Below are 19,212 nucleotides of genomic sequence, written 5' to 3'. Positions count from 1 at the left end.
TCCGCATTTACGGTCTGGAAACCATACTGCGGATCGCGGCTGAACGGGTTAAGCGGGCAGAACTATCGCCAGGTTTAGTAAATACGGCTGCGTCAGACCGCCGAACCGTAGAGGTCATAGGCGTCGGCGCGGTCGATCTTGACGGTGACGATGTCGCCGGCACGCAGCGGACGGCGCGACTGGATATGCACCGAGCCGTCGATCTCGGGCGCGTCGTATTTGGTGCGGCCCTTTGCCGATGTGCCGTGCGCTTCGTCGATCAGCACCGGCAGGCGCTTGCCGACCTTCCTGGCCAGTTGCGTCGCCGAGATCTTCTGCTGACGCTGCATGAAGCGATGCCAGCGCGCTTCCTTGATCTCTTGCGGGACCTGTTCGAGACCGAGGTCGTTAGAGCGGGCGCCCCGGACCGGCTCGTATTTGAAGCAGCCGGCGCGGTCGATCTTGGCCTCGTCGAGCCAGTCGAGCAGCATTTCGAAATCGTCGTCCGTTTCGCCGGGAAAGCCGACGATGAAGGTCGAGCGGATGGCGAGATCCGGGCAGACCTCGCGCCAGCCGCGGATGCGCTCGAGCGTCTTCTCACCATGGGCGGGCCGGCGCATGTTCTTCAGCACCTGCGGCGAAGCATGCTGGAACGGGATGTCGAGATAGGGAAGGATCTTCCCGTCGGCCATCAGCGGGATGACATCGGCGACGTGCGGGTAGGGGTAGACGTAGTGCATGCGCACCCAAATGCCGAGCTTGCCCAGCTCCTCGGAAAGATCGAGGAATTTCGCCCGCACTTCGCGGTCGCCGAACATGCTGGTCTGGTACTTGATGTCGATGCCGTAGGCGCTGGTGTCCTGCGAGATGACGAGGATCTCCTTGACGCCGGCCTTGGCCAGTTTCTCGGCCTCGCGCAGCACGTCAGCCGCGGGCCGCGAGACGAGGTCGCCACGCAGCGCCGGGATGATGCAGAAGGTGCAGCGGTTGTTGCAGCCTTCGGAAATCTTGAGATAGGCGTAGTGGCGCGGGGTCAGCTTAACGCCTTGCGGCGGCAGCAGGTCGATATAGGGATCGTGCGAAGGTGGCGCGGCTTCGTGAACGGCGGCCATCACGCTTTCATAGGCCTGCGGCCCGGTGATCGCCAGCACATTGGGGTGCCTCTCGCGAATGACGTCCGGCTCCGCACCAAGGCAGCCGGTGACGATGACCCTGCCGTTTTCCGAAAGCGCGGAGCCAATGGCGTTCAGCGACTCGTCGCGGGCGGAATCGAGAAAGCCGCAGGTGTTGACCACGACAAGGTCGGCGCCGTCATGCTTGCGTGCGATCTCGTAGCCCTCGGCGCGCAGGCGCGTGATGATGCGTTCCGAATCAACAAGGGCTTTCGGGCATCCAAGACTGACAAAACTCACGCGAGGAGCGGACATATAGGGTTTCCGGGCTTTTCAGGATTGCCGGCGCAGTACCACACTTATTGCGGCATTGGTATGGGCACGCCTTCGATGCGGCAAAACGCACGGCGACTGCGCTTGCGACCATGCTCTTCCGGATCGAAGACGCAACCGGCAGCCGCCTCAGCTGACCACGTTGTTGACATGCGGCCAGACTTCCACCGCACCACGGTAGACCATGTCCACGGCCACATAGAGAATGATCAGCAGGCCGATATAGGCGATCCAGCGGTGGCGATGCAGCAACTTGGCAATGAAAGTCGCGGCGAGCCCCATCAGCGCGATCGACAGCACGAGGCCGATCACCAACACCGGAAAATGATCGCGCGCGGCGCCCGCGACTGCCAGCACGTTGTCGAGCGACATCGACACGTCAGCGACGACGATCTGCAATGCTGCCTGGCCGAGCGTCTTGCGCTTGGTCTTGCCGGCCACCATCTTGTCGCTGTTGAGATCGGAGTTCGACAGCGCCTCGGTCGCTTCCAGCTCATCGGCATGCGATGTGCGCAGCTCGCGGTACATCTTCCAGCAGACCCACAGCAGCAGGATGCCGCCGGCCAGCAGCAGGCCGACGATCGCCAGCAGCTTGATGGTAACCGCGGCAAAGCCGATGCGCAGCACCGTTGCCGCCAGCACGCCGATGAGGATCGCCTTCTTGCGTTGTTCGGCCGGCAGGCCGGCAGCGGCAAGGCCGATGACGATCGCATTGTCGCCAGCAAGCACGAGGTCGATGGCGATGACCTGGAGCAAGGCGGTCAGGCTGGCAGCGCTGAAAATGTCCATCGACCGGAAGCCCTTGCTGATTTGCCGAGTGTTCGTCGATTATTCAGGACGGCCCTAACTTGGTGGTCCCTTGGCGTCAAGGGATCACTCACGGCGACGTGATCAAACCATCTTTGCACTGAAGCCGCGTTGAGGGGGCGGCCGCGCGCGCCCGTAGCCGGGCAGAACCACCGCGGCCAACTGCCAATCAATCGTAGAGATTATACTTTGCCCACTCGGCTTCCGGAATCTCGTCCCCGATCCGATAGCGGAGCTGCAATACTTCCATATGGTCGGGCGCCGTCTGGCATTTGAATTTCAACCGGTACCATTGCCCCTTGCTACGAAATGCAGCACCCGGACTTCTGATTGCATCGGCGCCCATCTCGGGCGTCGCGAAGGCGTAGGCAACGACGCGATCCGCCTTGAACTTGCGATCGTCATGGGTGATCCGGTCGAGCACTTCGGCATCACAACGCTGTTCAAGGCGGGTTTGGGGGTCGAGTTTCAACAGGCCGGCGCGCAAGGCATTGTCCATTGCGTTGGCTGGGAAACCCAGTGTCACGGACGCAAAACCCAGTGTCACGGACGCCAGGGCCATCATGCAGAGCTTCTTCATGGGTGGGACAAGCATCATATTTTACCGGAAAAATCAACCAAGGGGAGGGCCCCGAAGCCTGCAGGACCCTTCAATCAAACGGCCGGTTCGTTCAAAATTGCGTGTCGAGATTCATCATGCGATGGTTGCGGCCAACGGACCAACGAGGCACGGCCGGCATCCGTGAGATCGTAGAGGCCGCGGTCGACGCGCGCGAACCAGCCATAGACATTGTGCCGCAGAATCTTCGGCGCGATCGGCGTCAGCGTCTTCAGATCGCGCGGGCGCTTGGGTCCGTCCGCCATGGCGGCGGCGCAGGCAAGCGCGCTTTGGCGATAGGCGGTCATGATCGGATTGCGCGATCCTCCTCCCGCAACGGGATCGCCGCGACGGCGCTGGTGCTCGTCGACCAGGCGAGAGCGCCGGCGCGCATTCTTGCGCGGCGCCACGGCGATCGGGCTGAGAAGCACCTCGACACGGTCGCTCGCGGTCACGCCAAGCAAGCCGAAGCCAAGCCGGCGGCAGAGATTGCGAAACCGCGCATCGCTTTCGCGTCCCTTGCCCCGGGCCGACATGCGCGCGGCCAGCCATACCTCGTCGCAGGCCGTCGCGCGGTCCACGCCCTGCAGCACGAGTTCAAGATTGAACTGCAGCTTCAGTTCGCAGATGACGACGATGGGCGGCTCTCCGTCGCGCAACGCGACGATGTCGCAGCCACCGATCTCACCCTTCACGACAAAGTCGAGGCTTTCGAGGAACCGCTTCACCGGCACATAAAGTGAGGTCTCGTTCATACACAGGAGACTTAGCCGATTCGGCGCAAAAAGCCTTCCTGCCAGCGCACAGCAGGAGACAGCCTCCTTTGCCGAACAGCTCTCCGTTGAGGACATGGAAGCCAGCGAGCCCGGCATCGCGATGCCTATGATCATGAAAAAGTGGCGCCGCCGTCCGGAAAATTAGAAACGACTAATGCACTTGTGTCGCATCAGTGTCGCAATCGCGCGATAATTAACCAATGCAGCGTGACGCGCGTCCTCCCAAGATGACCCCTCTGGTCCCTGCCGGTGGGGTTTTCTTTTTTCAATGAACCGTACTGGCGCTCGCGAAGGGGAAGCAAACCTGTCGCGACGCCGCCTTACGACGTCAGCCTTCCGCTTTGGTGCTCGGTGCTGCTGGATTCGATCGCCGCCTGCGGGGCTGGATTGGATAGCCGATCTGGCCAAAGTAGGTCGAAGGGACCGGATCATCGACGCCGTACTTCTCCGGCACCTTGTTGCCGGTGGCATTATAGGTACCGAACATCACGTCGAGGAAGGGCAACTGCCCGGCGAAGTTCTTGTCATAGGCTTCCCGCTGATTGGCGTGATGCCAGCGATGGAACTGCGGGCTGGCGATCAGCCACTTCAAAGGGCCTAACGAAATCCGCATGTTCGAATGGACCAACATCGTGTGCCATAAGTAGATGACCGAAAAGATGGCGATCGAGACTTCCGAGAACCCGAGGAAAAAGACCGGCGTCAGCGATATTGCCTTCGTGACTATGATGTCGACCGGGTGAGAGTGGAAAGCACCGAGCCAGTCCAACTCCTTGATGCCGTGATGAATGGCATGGAACTTCCAAAGCGCAGGGATTTTATGAAAGGCGCGATGTGCCCAGTAGACGCCGAGATCGGTGATCAGGATGATTTCCGCAACCTGTAGCCAGACGGGCTGACTGCCAACGGCTTGCGTTATCGATTGCGGGACAAGCATGGCAGCGAGCCCGAGGACACCGGCGGCCATCAAAACGACGGCCGCCTTTACGATGAAGCTGTTGAACAGCAGGTAGATCACATCGACGGCAAAGCCCTCGCGGAGGATCTTTTGCGGCCGCTCGGCAAAAAGATGTTCGAACGGAATGAAGATCAGCGCGCAGATCAACAGCGCCTTGATACCAAAGATATCCATTCACCCGCCTCTATCGCCCTGGCTTCGTGTCACCCGCGGAAAGCCGGTGATTCGCTAGTCTAGCGCGCAAAGCCACGTTTGATGCAATCGACCACCGCCCTTACCGGGGCGGATGCACGCCAGGTCGTGCTGGAGGTTATGGCGTCCTGGCGAGCCTGTGCGTCCCGGCTTGCCTTTCGCGCATGTTCAATCTCCTCGACCAGCCGCGAATTGTCCGAGCGCAGGTGCTCCAGTTCGGCATCGTTTTGCCGCGAGTGCACGCTGGCTATGTGAGACCATAGCTGCCGTTGCCAGCGGTCCAGGGAAGTCTCCCGGTCCAAGGCATGAGGCTGGAGCTGATCCCGGACCGCGGATGCGAGCCTGCCGAGGCCGATGACGGCGACGGTGTCGGGAAGGAACGCCGTCTCATGCTCGATGCCGAGATGATCGAGAAAGCGCTCCGCATTGACAATGGCGTCCGCGATCAGGTTGGCGTCGTGGAAGGAAATGATGCAGTCCGGCTTCATAAGGCCGAGAACGCCGACAAAGTCCGAAAAGCAGGCCGTGTTGGTGTGCTCCGCGTCGATCAGCGCGAGCGTCGCCTTGGTCTCGATCGACTGGGGCGGCACATTGGAGACGTCGCTATCGATGGTGATCAGCTTGGCCATTGCGTCGGGCGGAAGCTTGTCCGACAGCAAGGCAACCATCCGGGCCGCCGTGTTGTCTGGGTAGTGAAAAACCTCGGCACGCTCGTCGGGCTGGGTCGCCGGCCGCAGATCGACCGATATCACCGCCTCGCAGGCCGGATCGATCAAATGCGGCAACAGGCTGCCGCCGATGTCTGAGCCAACCTCGAGATAGACGTATCGGCCGAGTGTCGATCGCGCGAAGTTCTGCACGCGCAGGAAACTTGTGCGGTCACTGAGCGTGCTTCCGGTATCGACCTGGAAAACAGCAATGTCGAGCGTCTCGATCATGCCCATCGCTTGATTGGCGGTTAGCATTCAGGGGCTCCCATTGGACAATTATTCGCCGCTTGCTTGCATGGCGCGACTGGTTGAATCACGCAAATCCTGTTGCACTTCGGCTGGATATCCGCAACAGCGTATTTTCGCATGGAACTGTTGAGCGCCTTGAAAGGTCGACGATGAACCGCCTCTATACTGATCTCCTGATAAAGATCATCGCCAACACGATCTACGGCTCTGGTTCGCAGGTGATCGATCCCTCGAAAATCGGAGAGTCGACCCCCTTCAATCGCGAGGATCGCCTCGTGGGTCGCGATTGGCCGACGGTTGCTCATTCCATGGCGGGCGTCAGGCGCCTGACAAATGTCCGCGACCTCGTCCAGCGGGTGATCGACGAGAACGTGCCCGGGGATTTGATCGAGACCGGCGTCTGGCGCGGTGGCTGCTGTATCCTGATGAAAGGCGTTCTGGCCGCCAACGGGATCACGGACAGGAAGGTGTATGTCGCGGACTCGTTCGACGGTTTGCCGCCGCCGGACCCCGAGAATTTTCCGGCCGACCTGGGTGACAGGCTGCACGAATACCGGCAGCTGGCGATTGATCAGGCACAGGTCGAATCCAACTTTGCCGCCTATGACCTCCTGGACGACCAGGTGGTCTTCGTCAAAGGCCTGTTTGGGGACACCTTGCCTGGCCTGAAAGCCGGTCCATTCGCCCTGATTCGACTGGACGGCGATATGTACGAGTCGACGATGGACAGCCTCGAAGCGATTTATCCAAGGCTCTCGCCCGGCGGGTTCGCGATCATCGATGACATGGCGTTTGGGCCATGCCGGCAAGCGGTCGAGGACTACCGCGCGCGCAACGGCATCAAAGCCGAGATCCACGAGATAGACTGGACGGGCGGTTGGTGGCAGAAGCCATTGGCTGACAACTGAGCCACGGAATCGCGATGAAAACGAACACCCTGTCCGTCGTCGTTGTCGCCTACAACATTCCCCGAGAGCTGCCGCGAACCTTGCTTTCGCTCGCAACGCCCTACCAGCAAGACGTGACGACGGATGATTACGAGGTCATCGTCGTCGACAACGGATCGTCACCGGCCGTTGGTGAGGGCCTGGTTGCGGACTATGGGCCGAACTTTCGCCTGCTACGCATCGATGATGCACTGCCTTCGCCCGCGGCTGCCGTCAATCGCGGGATAAGGGAGGCGAGGGGGGACAACATCGGCGTGATGATCGACGGCGCACGGATCGTGACGCCCGGGTTGGTGCATTTCGCTCGCATCGGCCTGGGCATGGCGCCGACGGCAGTCGTGGCCGCACCCGGCTGGTATCTTGGCAGCGACACCCAGGTGAATGCCCGTAGCAATGGCTATACGAAGGCCATCGAGGATTCGCTTTTGCAATCGATCCGATGGCCGGAAGATGGGTACCGTCTGTTCGAGATCGGGACGATGGATGAGTCGTCGGTCGATCCGTGGTTCACACCGATATCCGAAGCCAATGCCCTATTCATGAGCCGGGAGAGCTGGCAGGTGATCGGTGGCATGGATGAGCGCTTCACCTATCCCGGAGGCGGCCTCGTCAACATCGATACGCTCGAACGTGCGATGGAGATGCCGCAGGCAAAGCTCATCCTCACCCTGGGGGAGGCTACATTTCACCAGTTGCACGGGGGTGTCGCCACCAACGCAAGCGTCGAGCAGCCCAAGCACTGGCTCCTCTGGAAGGCCGAAAGGGATGCGTTGAGGGGGCGGGCGAACTTTAGCTTTCACGCCCCCTCGGCTTTCGTGGGATCGCTGCCTCCAGCGCTTGCGCCGCACCTTGCCCGCGCCCTGATTGTGTCTCCACACGGCGCCGGGCCAGCCACGGCGGCGGGCTTCAGGGCGCAATTGAAGCCGTCCGAAGAACCCACGCTGACCAATCAGGCTGCCGCAGCACTCGTCGAGTTGGCCAAGGTCGAGTTGGAGCGCGGGAATTACAAGGCGGCGGCAGACGTCGCTCGCATGGCAAGCAGCCATGCACCCGCCGAGTTGGCAACGTCACGCGTGCTTTTGTCCGCCGGCCTTCTTTCGCGGTACAATGAGCATCGGGATGCCGCCTATTTCACGGCGATCGGCGATGCGCACCGTGTCATCGGCGAGAACGAAACCGCCGACATTCAATACCGCAACGCCTTGGCGCTTACCGCCGACAGCGTGGGTGCCCATGCCGGCCTGGCCAGCACGCGGATGTCGGGGCCTTCCTATTACGACTGGCTGGAGCGTTTTTACGCAGAGCTGAAGCCCGCCGTGGTGGTGGAGATAGGCGTCTTTGACGGCGTGTCGCTTTCCAAGGTGAAGGCACCAGCCCTTGCAATAGGCATCGATCCCAATCCACGCGCCACGGTGGCGCTCGGCGCGCAAACGCACATTTTTCCGGAGACGAGTGACGCCTTCTTCGATCGCGGTGGAGCGGACGCCCTGCTTGCCGGTCGCCCGGTCGGTGTCGGGTTCATCGACGGTCTGCACACTTTCGACCAGGTTCTGCGCGATTTTGCGAACCTTGAACGCTACTGCGACGCCGGCTCGGTTCTGCTCGTGCACGACACCGCCGCCTTGGACGAGGCGACGCAAAGGGTTCCGCCGACGACGCAATTCCACACCGGCGACGTCTGGAAACTGGTTCCGGCGCTCAGGACGCTGCGCCCCGATCTCGACGTGTTCACCATTGCCACGCCCTGGACCGGGCTCACCGTCATATCCGGCTTCGGCAAGGGCAGATACGATCGTTCCTGGATCGCCGACGCCGGCCAACGCTTTGCAAACATGGAGTTTGCCGAGATCGAGGCAAACCTTGGCGAAGCGCTTGGCTTGGTCGCAAACGAATGGGAGCCGGTGCTTGCGCGGATCAAGGCCAACCTCGTCGGCAAAGCGGTGGCAATTCACGATCAAGGCGGCTGGCGGCGGCAAATTGCCAAGCTGATGAAGAGGCTATGATGGGCGGGTTCCTGCATCAGTACTTTTTGAACAACAGCGGCAAAGAGATTTACAAGTGGCTGCACTATTTCGACGTCTACGAGCGCCACTTCGAACGGTTCAGAAACCGGAGGCCGGTCGTCGTTGAAATCGGCGTCTACAAGGGCGGATCGCTCGACATGTGGCGTGCCTATTTCGGCGAGGGCGCGCGAATCGTTGGAGTAGACATCGATCCTGCGTGCAGGGCGCACGAGTCCGAAGGGGTCGAGGTCTTCATTGGAAGTCAGGACGACCCTCGACTGCTCGATCGGATCGTCGAGAAATATGGCCCCATCGACATTGTCATCGATGATGGCAGCCACATGATGGATCATGTCATCGCGACCTTCGAGCATCTCTACCATCATGTGCAGCCGAACGGCGTCTACTTCGTCGAGGACACGCATACGAGCTATTGGGACGACTATGGCGGAGGGCTGCGCAAGCCGGGATCGTTCATGGAATTCGCCAAGGGAAAGCTCGACGAGATCAACGCGCATCACGCGCGCGGCGCCTTGCCGCCGAACGCCTTCACCCATGCAACAGACTCGATCTGTGTCTACGACAGCATTGTCGTCTTTGAAAAACGGCCGCAGGGCAGACGTCAGTCGCTGCTGACAGGGCAGGGGTAGAATCCGCTCGAAGGTATCGGCGCCTGCGATCTTGAAGGGCAATTATTCCCTGAAGGCCCGGGAGAGCTGATCGGTGATGGGTTTCATCAGATAAGACCAGACAGTGCGGTCGCCGGTCTGGATGTGCAATTCGGCAGGCATGCCCGGAATGAGCCGGGTTGCCGTCTTCAGGCAGACCGCCTCGTCTGTAATGTTGATGCGGGCCTCGTAGTAGGCCGTCCGGTTGGCTGTGTCCTTGACCAGATCGGGGGAGATCCGATCGACCGTCCCGTGACACTCCGGCGTGGTGTTGCGGTCGAAGGCCGAGAAGCGGATGACGACCGGCTGGCCAAGGCTGACATCGTCGATGCGCAAGGGCGGAACCTGGGCGTCGATCACCAGATCGTCCGTCTGCGGCACGATCAGCATCATGGTCTCGCCAGACGCGACAACGCCGCCAACCGTGTGGATCGCAAGCTCCTGCACGACGCCTGATTGCGGGGCCTTTATCGTCATATGGTCCAGCTGGTCCAGGGCCACCTGCTTGCGCTCGACCAGTTCGGCCTCCTTGCCTTCGGCCTCGCGCAGGTCGGCGTTGGCGCTTTTGCGGAAGTCGTTGTCGAGCTGGATACTGGCAAGCGCATTCTCGCTGATGCGCCCTTCCACTTCGGCGATCGCGGCCAGGAGCCTTCCAGCCTCGCCCTTTTGCTGGATGGTCTGCGTTTTCAAAGCAGTCAGGCGATCCAGCGATGCGAACCTCTTGGCGTAGAGATCCTGGATGATGACGAGGTCGTTGGTCGCCAGGTCGAGAGCTTCCAGGGCAGCGGCACGCTGGGCCTTGAGGCCTTCGATCTGTTCCCGATATTGATCGTTGCGGGTTCCAAGCTGCGCCTTCTGGCTTTCCAGAAGCGTCATGTTGCTTCGATGCAGCGCGTTTTCACCCGCGATGAGGATCGCCATTGCGGGATCGCTGGCCCGGGCGGACAGATCGTCCGGGATGATCATCTCGTCGCGGCCAATGGTCTCTGCCTCCAGGCGGGTCATTTGCAGCCGCGCACGGTCGAGCTGTTGGCCAATGATGCCCAGGTTAGCGCGTGCCACCGTTTCGTCGAAGCGAACCAGGACCTGGCCGGCCGTAACCTTGTCACCATTTCGCACGAGGATTTCGTGGACGGTTCCGCCAGTCTGCTCCTGCACCTTCTTCACACTCGATTCCACCACCACCGTTCCGCTGGCGATGACCGCGCCGGCAAGGGAAGTGGTCCCGGCCCAGATGCCGATGCCGCCAACAAGTGCGGCGACAACGACGAGGCCGGATCCAATGGTCCATCGAACTCCGTCACCACGCATCGACGGGCGTTGCAATGCCGGCAGGGCTGGTGCGTGCGAACGCGTCAGGTCGGCCGTTTGCGTGGGCGCGAGGCTCATCATGGCCGCCTGTCATGCAAGGTGACGACGGTTGGTGCGCGTTCGCCGCCCGGGGCCTGTTCCGGCCGCACATTGGCTGGGCGCGTCATCTTTGCCAGCACTTCGTCCCGCGGTCCTATCGCCTGCACCGTTCCGCCGGCCATGACCAGCACGGTATCGATATTCGCCAACGCTGCGGGCCGATGTGCGATGACGACGACGATGCCACCTCGATCGCGTACGCCCTTTATGGCTGCGCCCAGGGCGATGTCGCCTTCGCCGTCCAGATTAGAATTCGGCTCGTCGAGAACGACGAGGAACGGATCGCCGTACAATGCCCGCGCCAAACCGACCATCTGGCGCTGGCCTCCGGAAAGTGCTGAGCCGCCTTCGCCGATGCGCGTCTGGAAACCGTCGCTCAGCCGGAGGATCATCTGTTTGACACCGGCGGCTTCGGCCGCCGCCACGACGCCGTCCGCGCTCGCATTGGCATTGAAGCGGTTGATATTCTCGGCAACCGTACCCTCAAACAACTCGATGTCCTGCGGTAGGTAGCCGATGTCGCGTCCAAGCGCCTCTTCATCGAATTGATCGAGTGCGGCCGCATCAAGACGCACAGTGCCGCGAAGCGGGGTCCACGCACCGACAAGGGCGCGCGCCAGCGTGGACTTGCCTGACGCGCTGGCTCCGATGATGCCCAGCCCGGCTCCCGCCTGCAAGGAGAACGCCACGTTCTGGATGATTGGTTTTTGCTGGCCGGGAGCACCGACCGAGACCGCCTCGACCGACAGCGTCTCCCGAGGCCGTGGCAGCGTAAGAGGCGCTTCTTGTGCATCGGCGTTGCGCAACATCTGCTTGAGCCGGCCATAGCTCTGTCTGGTCGAAACCCAGGGGCGCCAGTTGGCAATGACGAGATCGACGGGCGACAGTGCCCTGGCGAGCATGATCGACGTCGCGATCATGATGCCAGGCGATGCCTCGCCTTCGATCACCAGGTAAGCGCCAAGTCCGAGCATCAGCGATTGCAGGATCATTCGCCACGTCCGCGAGACGGTCCCGGTCGCGCCGACGACATCGGAAATGCGCAACTGATTGGCAAGATACGCTTCGCTCCGATCCTGCCAGAGACCGCTGATGCGACGTCCCATGCCAAGCGCGCGCACCACCTCGGCATTGCGACGCCCGGCATCGGAAAGCTGCTTGCGGGAAATGGACGATTCCATCGCCCGTTTGGCGGGTCCCCGGCTAAGCCCTTCGGCAACCAGTGTCAGCAAGACGCTCACGATCGCGCCGGCCGTCGCGAGCGCTCCAAGCAGCGGGTGGAGGAAAAAGATGCCGACCAGATAGAAGGGCAGCCAGGGCAGATCGAAGAAGGCTGTCGGGCCCGATCCCGAAATGAAGCTGCGTATCTGGTCGAGATCGCCGATCGGCTGAAGGCGTGTGCCTTCTTGACCGGACCTGAGAGGGAGCGAGACCGAGAGAGCGAAGACAGCCGGTTGCAGGCTGGTGTCGAAACGCCTGCCGATCCGCGCCAGCAGCCTGAGCCGCAGGAGATCAAGCAGACCATAGGCGATGTAAAGTCCCGCCATGGCGATCGAGAGCACTGTCAGGGTCGGAATGCTGTGCGAAGGCAGGACACGGTCATAGACCTGAAGCATGTAGAGCGAGCCGGTCAGACCAAGCAGATTGATCATTCCCGAGAAAACGGCAACGCAAACCAGTGCCGCGGCGCACGACCTTAGCGCACGGCTGGGCGCGGATAATCCCGCTGGGGCAGGTCGAGTGCCGCCGCGGTTCTGTATCTGAATTGCCACATGCCCCCGCTTAACGTTCAGGCTACGACGAAATCGGCGTTGGTCAGCGCCAGGTTTGCGGCAAGCGTGGCGAAATGGGTGGAACCACCCGCCGCACTGCCGTTGCTGTCATAGATGAGCCAGCCGGTATCCGTCTCATAGATGATATGATCGTTGCCGTCACCCGCAAGGCCGGTGGTGTTCTTAACGAACTGTTCCGCCGTCAGCGTGCCGTTGCCGCCAAGCGCTGCAAAGATCGCGTTATCGACCTGGATGGTGTCGTCGACCACTGAGAAGTCGGTGATGCGGTCGACATTGGCAGAAGCGTTCAGCGCCGTGGTGAAGACGAAGGTGTCATGACCGGTGCTGCCGGACAGCGTGTCGTTGCCGAGCAGGCCGTTGATGACATTGTTGCCGGAATTGCCGGAGATGATGTTGGCGGTCGAGTTGCCTGTGCCATTGATGGAAGCCGCGCTGCGCAGTGCCAGGTTCTCCAGCTCCTGTCCCGACAGGTTGAACGAGACATAGGCCTGCACATTGTCGGTGCCGCCGCCGTTGGCCTCGATGACATGGTCTCCGGCATTGTCGACATAGTAGGTGTCGTTGCCTTGAGCGCCACTCATGGTGTCGGCGCCGGCAAGGCCGTTGATGACGTTGTTGCCGCTGTTGCCGGTGATGATGTTGGCAGCGGAATTGCCGGTGCCGTTGATCGAGGCCGCGCCGCGCAGCGCCAGGTTCTCCAGTGCCTGTCCCGATAGGTTGAAGCTGACATAGGCCTGGACATTGTCGGTGCCCCCGCCATTGGCCTCGATGACATGGTCGCCGGCATTGTCGACATAATAGGTGTCGTTGCCTTGAGCGCCGCTCATGGTATCGGCACCGGCAAGGCCGTTAATGATGTTGTTGCCTGAATTGCCGGTGATGATGTTGGCAATGGAATTGCCGATGCCGTTGATGGAAGCCGCGCCGCGCAGCGTCAGGTTCTCCAGCTCCTGACCGGAGAGATTGAAGGAAATCGTGCTGTTGACTGTATCGGTGCCCTGGCCATTGGCCTCGAGGACAACGTCGCCGGCATTGTCGACCCAGTAGGTGTCGTTGCCGGTGCCACCGCTCATCGTGTCGGCGCCGGCGCCGCCATTGATGGTGTCGGCGCCGCCGAACCCATAGAGCACGTCGTGCAGCGGCGTTCCGTTCAGCGTGTCATTGCCACTCAGCGCGAGATTGAGCAGACCCATCGTGTCATTGCTGAAGACGAAGCTCGCAACGTCGGTGGCCGCTACGTTCAGGCCCGTGATCTGCAGCACCGTGCTGCCAGCCACCACATACTTGACGGATGTCACGGTCCCACCGGTAGGGACGCCGGCGTTATAAGTGAATCCAGAGCCCTGAAAGAGTGTGTAATTCGACGCGTCGTCAAAAAACCTTGCATAGAGAGGCTGCGGGTCTTCGAAGTCGTAGTCGACCAGTGCTCCCACCTGCAGCGTATCGAAATTCAGTCCAAAAACCGTACCACCGCTGACAACAGCCATGACGTTCTCCCACCCAAGATTAACAACCCCAACCTATATTTACGAGGTTTCCTGAAACAGCACAACTGACCGTTCTTACTTGTAGTTAGCCAGCGAGGGTTCGGGATGGAATTGTTGCGATGGACTTTGGCGGTGGCGGCAAGGTCCGCTTCGGGCCGACCGGCATGACTTTCTTACACCACAACGAAATCGGCGTTGGTGAGTGCCAGGTTGGCGGCCAGCGTTGCGAAATGGGTTGAGCCGCCAGCGGCACTGCCGTTGCTGTCATAATAGAGCCAGCCGGTATCGGTCTCGTAGATGATGTGATCGTTGCCGTCACCGGCAAGGCCAGTTGTGTTCTTGACGAACTGGTCCGCTGTCAGAGTGCCGTTGCCGCCAAGTGCGGCAAAGATCGCATTGTCGACCTGGATGGTGTCGTCGGCGACCGAGAAGTCAGTGATGTGGTCGACATTGGTCGAGGCGTTGAGCGCCGTGGTGAAGAGGAAGCTGTCGTTGCCGGTGCTGCCGCTCAGCGTATCGTTGCCGAGGAGGCCGTTGATGACATTGGCGCCCGAATTGCCAGAGATGATGTTGGCGGTCGAGTTGCCGGTGCCGTTGATGTTGCCGGTGCTTCTCAGCGCCAGATTCTCCAGTTCCTGTCCTGACAGGTTGAACGAGACATAGGCCTGGACATTGTCGATGCCCTGGCCGTTGAGCTCGATCACGTGGTCGCCAGAATTGTCGACATAGTAGGTGTCGTTGCCTTGAGCACCGCTCATGGTGTCGGCACCGGCAAGGCCGTCGATGATGTTGTTGCCGCTGTTGCCAGTGATGGTGTTGGCTATCGAATTGCCGGTGCCGTTGATCGAGGCGCCGCTCCGCAACGCCAGGTTCTCCAGCTCCTGGCCGGAAAGACTGAAGCTGACATAGGCCTGCACATTGTCGGTGCCCTGGCCGTTGAGCTCGATGACATGGTCACCGGCATTGTCGACATAGTAGGTGTCGTTGCCGATGCCGCCCTGCATGGTATCGGCGCCTTCCTTGCCGTCCAGCGTGTCGTTGCCGCCAAGGCCGCTCAGCGTGTTGACGCCTGAATTGCCATTCAGCGCGTTGGCCAGGCTGTTGCCGGTGGCGTTGATCGAGGCTGCGCTGCGCAGTGCGACGTTCTCGATATTGCCCGTGAAGTGGTTGCCGTCACTGAGGTTGATCGAGATGTAGCCATTGACGATATCCGAGCCGTTGGCGCCGGCGGTGTTTTCACTGACGATATCGCCGGCATTGTCGACATAGTATGTGTCGTTGCCGGCCCCGCCATACATGCTGTCGGCACCCGCTTTGCCATCCAGCGTGTCGTTGCCGGCCTTGCCGTCCAAGTGGTCGCCGCCCGAGGAACCATATATGGCTTGGGTGCCGTCGGTGCCGATCAGCGTCAAGGCATTCGTGCCAAGCCCGACGATAGATGAAATGCCGTTCAGCGCCGTCACCGATACCGAGGTCCGGATGGTCGACTGGCCCATCAAATCGATCTTGGCGTTGAATCCGGCAGCGATCGTCGCGGTGAGAACCACCGGCGTCACCTGGTCGCCACCGGCAAACGTGATGGTCTTGAGACCGGCCGTCACCTCTTCGGAATAGCCGCCGGCGCTGCCGCTGGCCGTGTTCGGTCCGCCGCTGACGGAAACCGTTATGTTGCCGCGCCCTTCGCCGATCGAATAGAACTGGTCGGCGGTCACGGTATCGTTGAAGGCGACACCGGTGAGAAACTGGTGATTGCCGCCTGGCCGGCCGAAATCTTCGGTCAGCATCGTCGCGTTGAGACCCTGATAGATGCCCTGGGCCTGGCCGACACCGACCTCCTGATAGTCCGGATTCATCAAATTGACACGGTGACCGCGGCCAGCGTAGTTCGAATCGACAAACAGAAGTTGATGGAGTTGCAGAGACATCGCCGGTGTGAGCGTGCCGGAAGTAGCGCTGTAGGCGATGTTTTCGCCTGCCGTATTCCAGTCATAGCCAGCGGCCGTGATCCGCTCGAATGGATCGTGGCCGCTCAGATCAGTATGCGAAAAGTAGTCGTGGTCGATCATGTCCTGGCTATGCGCCCGCGCCACGCTGAGCAACGTGTCGTTCATCGCCAGCGGCTGCTTCATTGCGGTGGAGATGGTCTCGTTGGCCGGAACCCCCTCATTGAGGCTTATGCCATATCGAGCGGCTTCAGCGGCCGGATCGAGCCGCGCGCGATTGATCAGTTCCAGGATTGCCTGCTCGACAGCACTCTGATTGGCCATGACTTTCCCCATCCAGTATTGTGCGAGTATTATTTTTAGGCAACATGCCGCCAAAACGCCAGCCGGCTGGAAGAAACCAGCTCAAAAGCCGTGCCATTCAAAGCTTGAACGGGCTCCACAGGAGATGTGCCCACGCAATCGCAGGCGCCGTAATCGAGCGCCTGCGATTGCGGGGGGAGCTCTATCTTCGAGCGGATCAGACCACGGCGAAATCGGCGTTGGTGAGCGCCAGATTGGCGGTCAGCGTGGCGAAATGCGTGGAGCCGCCAGCGGCGCTGCCGTCGCTGTCATAGTAGAGCCAGCCGGTGTCGGTCTCGTAGATGATGTGATCGTTGACGTCGCCGGCAAGGCCAGTTGTGTTCTTGACGAACTGGTCCGCCGTCAGAGTGCCGTTGCCGCCGAGCGCGGCAAAGATCGCATTGTCGAGCTGGATGGTGTCGTCGACCACCGAGAAATCGGTGATGCGGTCGACATTGGTCGAGGCGTTCAGCGCTGTGCTAAAGACGAAGGTATCCTGGCCAGTGCTGCCGGACAGCGTGTCGTTGCCGAGGAGGCCGTTGATCGCGTTCGCGCCACTGTTCCCGGTGATGACATTGGCAATGGAGTTGCCGGTGCCGTTGATGTTGCCGGCGCTTCTCAGCGCCAGATTCTCCAGCTCCTGCCCGGAGAGGTTGAAGCTGACGTAGGCCTGGACATTGTCGATGCCCTGACCGTTGAGCTCGACAACGTGGTCGCCGGCATTGTCGACATAATAGGTGTCGTTGCCTTGTGCGCCGCTCATCGTGTCGCCGCCTGCAAGGCCGTCGATGATGTTGTCACCGGTGTTGCCGGTGATGATGTTGGCAGCGGAATTGCCGGTGCCGTTGATGGAAGCCGAGCTGCGCAGCGCCAGGTTCTCCAGCTCCTGCCCGGAGAGGCTGAAGGAGACGTAGGCCTGCACATTGTCGATGCCCTGGCCGTTGAGCTCGATGACGTGGTCGCCGGCATTGTCGACATAATAGGTATCGTTGCCTTGCGCGCCGCTCATCGTGTCGGCGCCGGCAAGGCCGTCGATGATGTTGTTGCCGGTGTTGCCGGTGATGACGTTGGCAGCGGAATTGCCGGTGCCGTTGATCGAAGCCGAGCTGCGCAACGCCAGGTTCTCCAGCTCCTGTCCCGACAGGTTGAAGGAGACGTAGGCCTGGACATTGTCGGTGCCGCCGCCATTCGCCTCGATGACATGGTCGCCGGCATTGTCGACATAGTAGGTGTCGTTGCCGGTGCTGCCGCTCATCGTGTCGGCACCGCCGAGCCCATTGATGACGTTGTTGCCGGAATTGCCGGTGATGATGTTGGCAATGGAATTGCCGATGCCGTTGATCGAGGCCCCACTGCGCAGCGCCAGGTTCTCCAGCTCCTGGCCGGAGAGGCTGAAGGAGACGTAGGCCTGGACGTTGTCGGTGCCGCCGCCATTCGCCTCGATGACATGGTCGCCGGCGTTGTCGACATAGTAGGTATCGTTGCCGGTGCTGCCGCTCATCGTGTCGGCGCCGGCGAGCCCATCGATGACGTTGTTGCCGGAATTGCCTGTGATGATGTTGGCAGCGGAATTGCCGGTGCCATTGATCGAAGCCGCGCTGCGCAGCGCCAGGTTCTCCAGCGCCTGTCCCGACAGATTGAAGCTGACATAGGCCTGTACATTGTCGGTGCCTTGGCCATTGGCCTCGATGACAAGGTCGCCGGCATTGTCGACATAGTAGGTGTCGTTGCCGATGCCGCCTTGCATGATGTCGGCGCCACCGCGGCCGTCGATGACATTGCCAACATTATTCCCGATGACGGTATCGGCATGTGCGCTGCCGATGACGTTCTCGATCGTTGTCGAGAACGCAAGGCCCAGATTTCGCTCCCATTCATAGGCCGGGGTGGTCGGATCAGTCAGGGTGTTTCGAATAAAGTCCCCAAAGCCACCAAATTGCGCGGTGAGGTCATCGATCTGATTCTCGACATTGTAGTAGTCGAGATCCGAATAGGCGCCGGGGCGCAAATCGACGGTCGAACCCCGGGAAAGCGCGGACAGGTCTAGAGTGTCCGTGCCGCCGGCATCGTAGATCGCCTGCCTGCCATTCAAGCCATTGTCGGTAAAGGCATAGACCGTATTGCCGGTGGCAGTGGTCGAATCTGCGCCGTAGTGGGACTGAATCGCCATGATATCGAGCACCATTGGCGTAAAGGACGACGTTCCCTCGACACTGTAAGCGATGCCCCCGCCGCCGCCGTCTGACCAAGTGAAGAAATAGTCTTCCGAGGTGTAGCTCATCACCGTGTAGGTTCTGCTGTCGTATCCCGCCGGCACAGTCGGCGCCTCGAAGGGGTGTTTCAATCCCAGGGCATGCCCGGATTCGTGGATGAGAATCTGGAAATCAGAGGTATCCTGGGCGAAACTGGATGACTTAAAGGTCTCGTCGACCCAGATGTCGCCGTTGACGGCAATTGCCGTGTTGCCGGGCAGGGGCGGGCCATAGGCATAGGCGGCTATGCCTGAGCCCTCGCGCGCTGTGACGTCGGTGAATGCGACGCGGATTTTCCCGGGGATTGCGTCCGATACCTCAGTTATCGAAGGCGCGATCAACGCGTCCCAAAGGGACAAGGCGATCCGAAAGCTCGCCGCCTGGGTGCTGTTGAAAGGTCCGGATTGAGCGTCGAAAGGCTCTTCCGATCCATAATCTTTCTCCCAGAGTGAACCGGCGCCCGGAATTGAGTAAGTGATCGTCGAGCCGGACCACTTCGCACCGTCCACGTCAACAAGCCCATTCCGAGCCTGTGTCACGGTCACATTTGTCAAAGTCATCGCGCACCCCCCGCGGTTGTTGGACGATAATATTCGGCGACACTATGGATCATAGATAACGGTGTCCGCTACGCTCGGAGAAATTCCAGGAAA

14 protein-coding genes are annotated in these 19,212 nt (G+C 60.8%); 3 read left to right on the top strand and 11 right to left on the bottom strand.

What is annotated here, in order from left to right:
* Positions 1-92: 92 nt before the first annotated feature.
* From rimO to AC1DYW_RS18465, 6 genes are all read right to left on the bottom strand, one after another.
* Positions 93-1,406: a 30S ribosomal protein S12 methylthiotransferase RimO gene (gene rimO, locus AC1DYW_RS18490; protein WP_477227203.1), complete on the bottom strand. Its 1,314-nt coding sequence runs from the start codon at positions 1,404-1,406 to the stop codon at positions 93-95.
* Positions 1,407-1,553: 147 nt separating this feature from the next.
* A complete protein-coding gene (locus AC1DYW_RS18485) occupies positions 1,554-2,213 on the bottom strand; it encodes a TerC family protein (RefSeq protein ID WP_095091573.1) in 660 nt (219 codons plus the stop codon).
* A 187-nt stretch (positions 2,214-2,400) separates the two neighbouring features.
* Entirely contained in the window at positions 2,401-2,829 is a 429-nt protein-coding gene (locus tag AC1DYW_RS18480; RefSeq protein WP_457154815.1) for a DUF930 domain-containing protein, read from the bottom strand.
* Positions 2,830-2,885: 56 nt separating this feature from the next.
* A complete protein-coding gene (locus AC1DYW_RS18475) occupies positions 2,886-3,584 on the bottom strand; it encodes a DUF2161 domain-containing phosphodiesterase (RefSeq protein ID WP_477227202.1) in 699 nt (232 codons plus the stop codon).
* A gap of 349 nt (positions 3,585-3,933) precedes the next feature.
* Positions 3,934-4,737 carry a sterol desaturase family protein gene (locus AC1DYW_RS18470; protein ID WP_477227201.1) on the bottom strand — a complete coding sequence of 268 codons (804 nt, stop codon included), beginning with the start codon at positions 4,735-4,737 and terminating at the stop codon, positions 3,934-3,936.
* A 59-nt stretch (positions 4,738-4,796) separates the two neighbouring features.
* Positions 4,797-5,720, bottom strand: a complete 924-nt coding sequence (locus AC1DYW_RS18465) for a class I SAM-dependent methyltransferase (protein WP_477227200.1) — start codon at positions 5,718-5,720, stop codon at positions 4,797-4,799.
* A gap of 143 nt (positions 5,721-5,863) precedes the next feature.
* On the opposite strand from AC1DYW_RS18465, the gene AC1DYW_RS18460 reads away from it, so the two are divergent.
* Genes AC1DYW_RS18460 through AC1DYW_RS18450 form a run of 3 tightly spaced genes read left to right on the top strand, consistent with a single transcriptional unit; the run spans position 5,864 to position 9,314 of the window.
* Positions 5,864-6,622, top strand: coding sequence for a TylF/MycF/NovP-related O-methyltransferase (locus tag AC1DYW_RS18460; RefSeq protein WP_477227199.1), 759 nt, complete (start codon positions 5,864-5,866; stop codon positions 6,620-6,622).
* A gap of 14 nt (positions 6,623-6,636) precedes the next feature.
* Entirely contained in the window at positions 6,637-8,664 is a 2,028-nt protein-coding gene (locus tag AC1DYW_RS18455) for a glycosyltransferase (RefSeq protein ID WP_477227198.1), read from the top strand.
* Positions 8,664-9,314: a class I SAM-dependent methyltransferase gene (locus AC1DYW_RS18450; RefSeq protein ID WP_477227197.1), complete on the top strand. Its 651-nt coding sequence runs from the start codon at positions 8,664-8,666 to the stop codon at positions 9,312-9,314. The genes AC1DYW_RS18455 and AC1DYW_RS18450 overlap by 1 nt, the downstream gene beginning before the upstream one ends.
* Positions 9,315-9,356: 42 nt before the next feature.
* On the opposite strand, the gene AC1DYW_RS18445 is transcribed toward AC1DYW_RS18450, so the two are convergent.
* From AC1DYW_RS18445 to AC1DYW_RS18425, 5 genes are all read right to left on the bottom strand, one after another.
* Complete coding sequence (locus AC1DYW_RS18445) at positions 9,357-10,721, bottom strand: HlyD family type I secretion periplasmic adaptor subunit (RefSeq protein WP_477227196.1); 1,365 nt, start codon at positions 10,719-10,721, stop codon at positions 9,357-9,359.
* Positions 10,721-12,502 (bottom strand): type I secretion system permease/ATPase, encoded by a 1,782-nt coding sequence (locus tag AC1DYW_RS18440; RefSeq protein WP_477227542.1) that lies wholly within the window; start codon positions 12,500-12,502, stop codon positions 10,721-10,723. Before AC1DYW_RS18440 ends, AC1DYW_RS18445 begins: the two co-directional genes overlap by 1 nt.
* A gap of 29 nt (positions 12,503-12,531) precedes the next feature.
* Positions 12,532-14,022 (bottom strand): beta strand repeat-containing protein, encoded by a 1,491-nt coding sequence (locus AC1DYW_RS18435; RefSeq protein WP_477227195.1) that lies wholly within the window; start codon positions 14,020-14,022, stop codon positions 12,532-12,534.
* A 173-nt stretch (positions 14,023-14,195) separates the two neighbouring features.
* Positions 14,196-16,289 carry a CAP domain-containing protein gene (locus AC1DYW_RS18430; protein WP_477227194.1) on the bottom strand — a complete coding sequence of 698 codons (2,094 nt, stop codon included), beginning with the start codon at positions 16,287-16,289 and terminating at the stop codon, positions 14,196-14,198.
* A gap of 196 nt (positions 16,290-16,485) precedes the next feature.
* Positions 16,486-18,918, bottom strand: a complete 2,433-nt coding sequence (locus tag AC1DYW_RS18425; protein ID WP_477227193.1) for a hypothetical protein — start codon at positions 18,916-18,918, stop codon at positions 16,486-16,488.
* Positions 18,919-19,212: the final 294 nt, after the last annotated feature.

It is taken from the genome of Mesorhizobium sp. P2_D5, assembly GCF_056404355.1.
Note: the sequence above shows the minus strand (reverse complement) of the source record. Positions and strands in the feature narration are given on the sequence as shown.

Excerpts from the sequence above, each read along its gene's own strand:
- AC1DYW_RS18445 (WP_477227196.1), bottom strand. The coding sequence starts at position 10,721 with ATGAGCCTCGCGCCCACGCAAACGGCCGACCTGACGCGTTCGCACGCA.
- AC1DYW_RS18460 (WP_477227199.1), top strand. The coding sequence starts at position 5,864 with ATGAACCGCCTCTATACTGATCTCCTGATAAAGATCATCGCCAACACG.
- AC1DYW_RS18480 (WP_457154815.1), bottom strand. The coding sequence starts at position 2,829 with ATGATGCTTGTCCCACCCATGAAGAAGCTCTGCATGATGGCCCTGGCG.
- AC1DYW_RS18435 (WP_477227195.1), bottom strand. The coding sequence starts at position 14,022 with ATGGCTGTTGTCAGCGGTGGTACGGTTTTTGGACTGAATTTCGATACG.
- AC1DYW_RS18485 (WP_095091573.1), bottom strand. The coding sequence starts at position 2,213 with ATGGACATTTTCAGCGCTGCCAGCCTGACCGCCTTGCTCCAGGTCATC.
- AC1DYW_RS18430 (WP_477227194.1), bottom strand. The coding sequence starts at position 16,289 with ATGGCCAATCAGAGTGCTGTCGAGCAGGCAATCCTGGAACTGATCAAT.
- AC1DYW_RS18470 (WP_477227201.1), bottom strand. The coding sequence starts at position 4,737 with ATGGATATCTTTGGTATCAAGGCGCTGTTGATCTGCGCGCTGATCTTC.
- rimO (WP_477227203.1), bottom strand. The coding sequence starts at position 1,406 with ATGTCCGCTCCTCGCGTGAGTTTTGTCAGTCTTGGATGCCCGAAAGCC.
- AC1DYW_RS18450 (WP_477227197.1), top strand. The coding sequence starts at position 8,664 with ATGGGCGGGTTCCTGCATCAGTACTTTTTGAACAACAGCGGCAAAGAG.
- AC1DYW_RS18455 (WP_477227198.1), top strand. The coding sequence starts at position 6,637 with ATGAAAACGAACACCCTGTCCGTCGTCGTTGTCGCCTACAACATTCCC.
- AC1DYW_RS18465 (WP_477227200.1), bottom strand. The coding sequence starts at position 5,720 with ATGCTAACCGCCAATCAAGCGATGGGCATGATCGAGACGCTCGACATT.
- AC1DYW_RS18475 (WP_477227202.1), bottom strand. The coding sequence starts at position 3,584 with ATGAACGAGACCTCACTTTATGTGCCGGTGAAGCGGTTCCTCGAAAGC.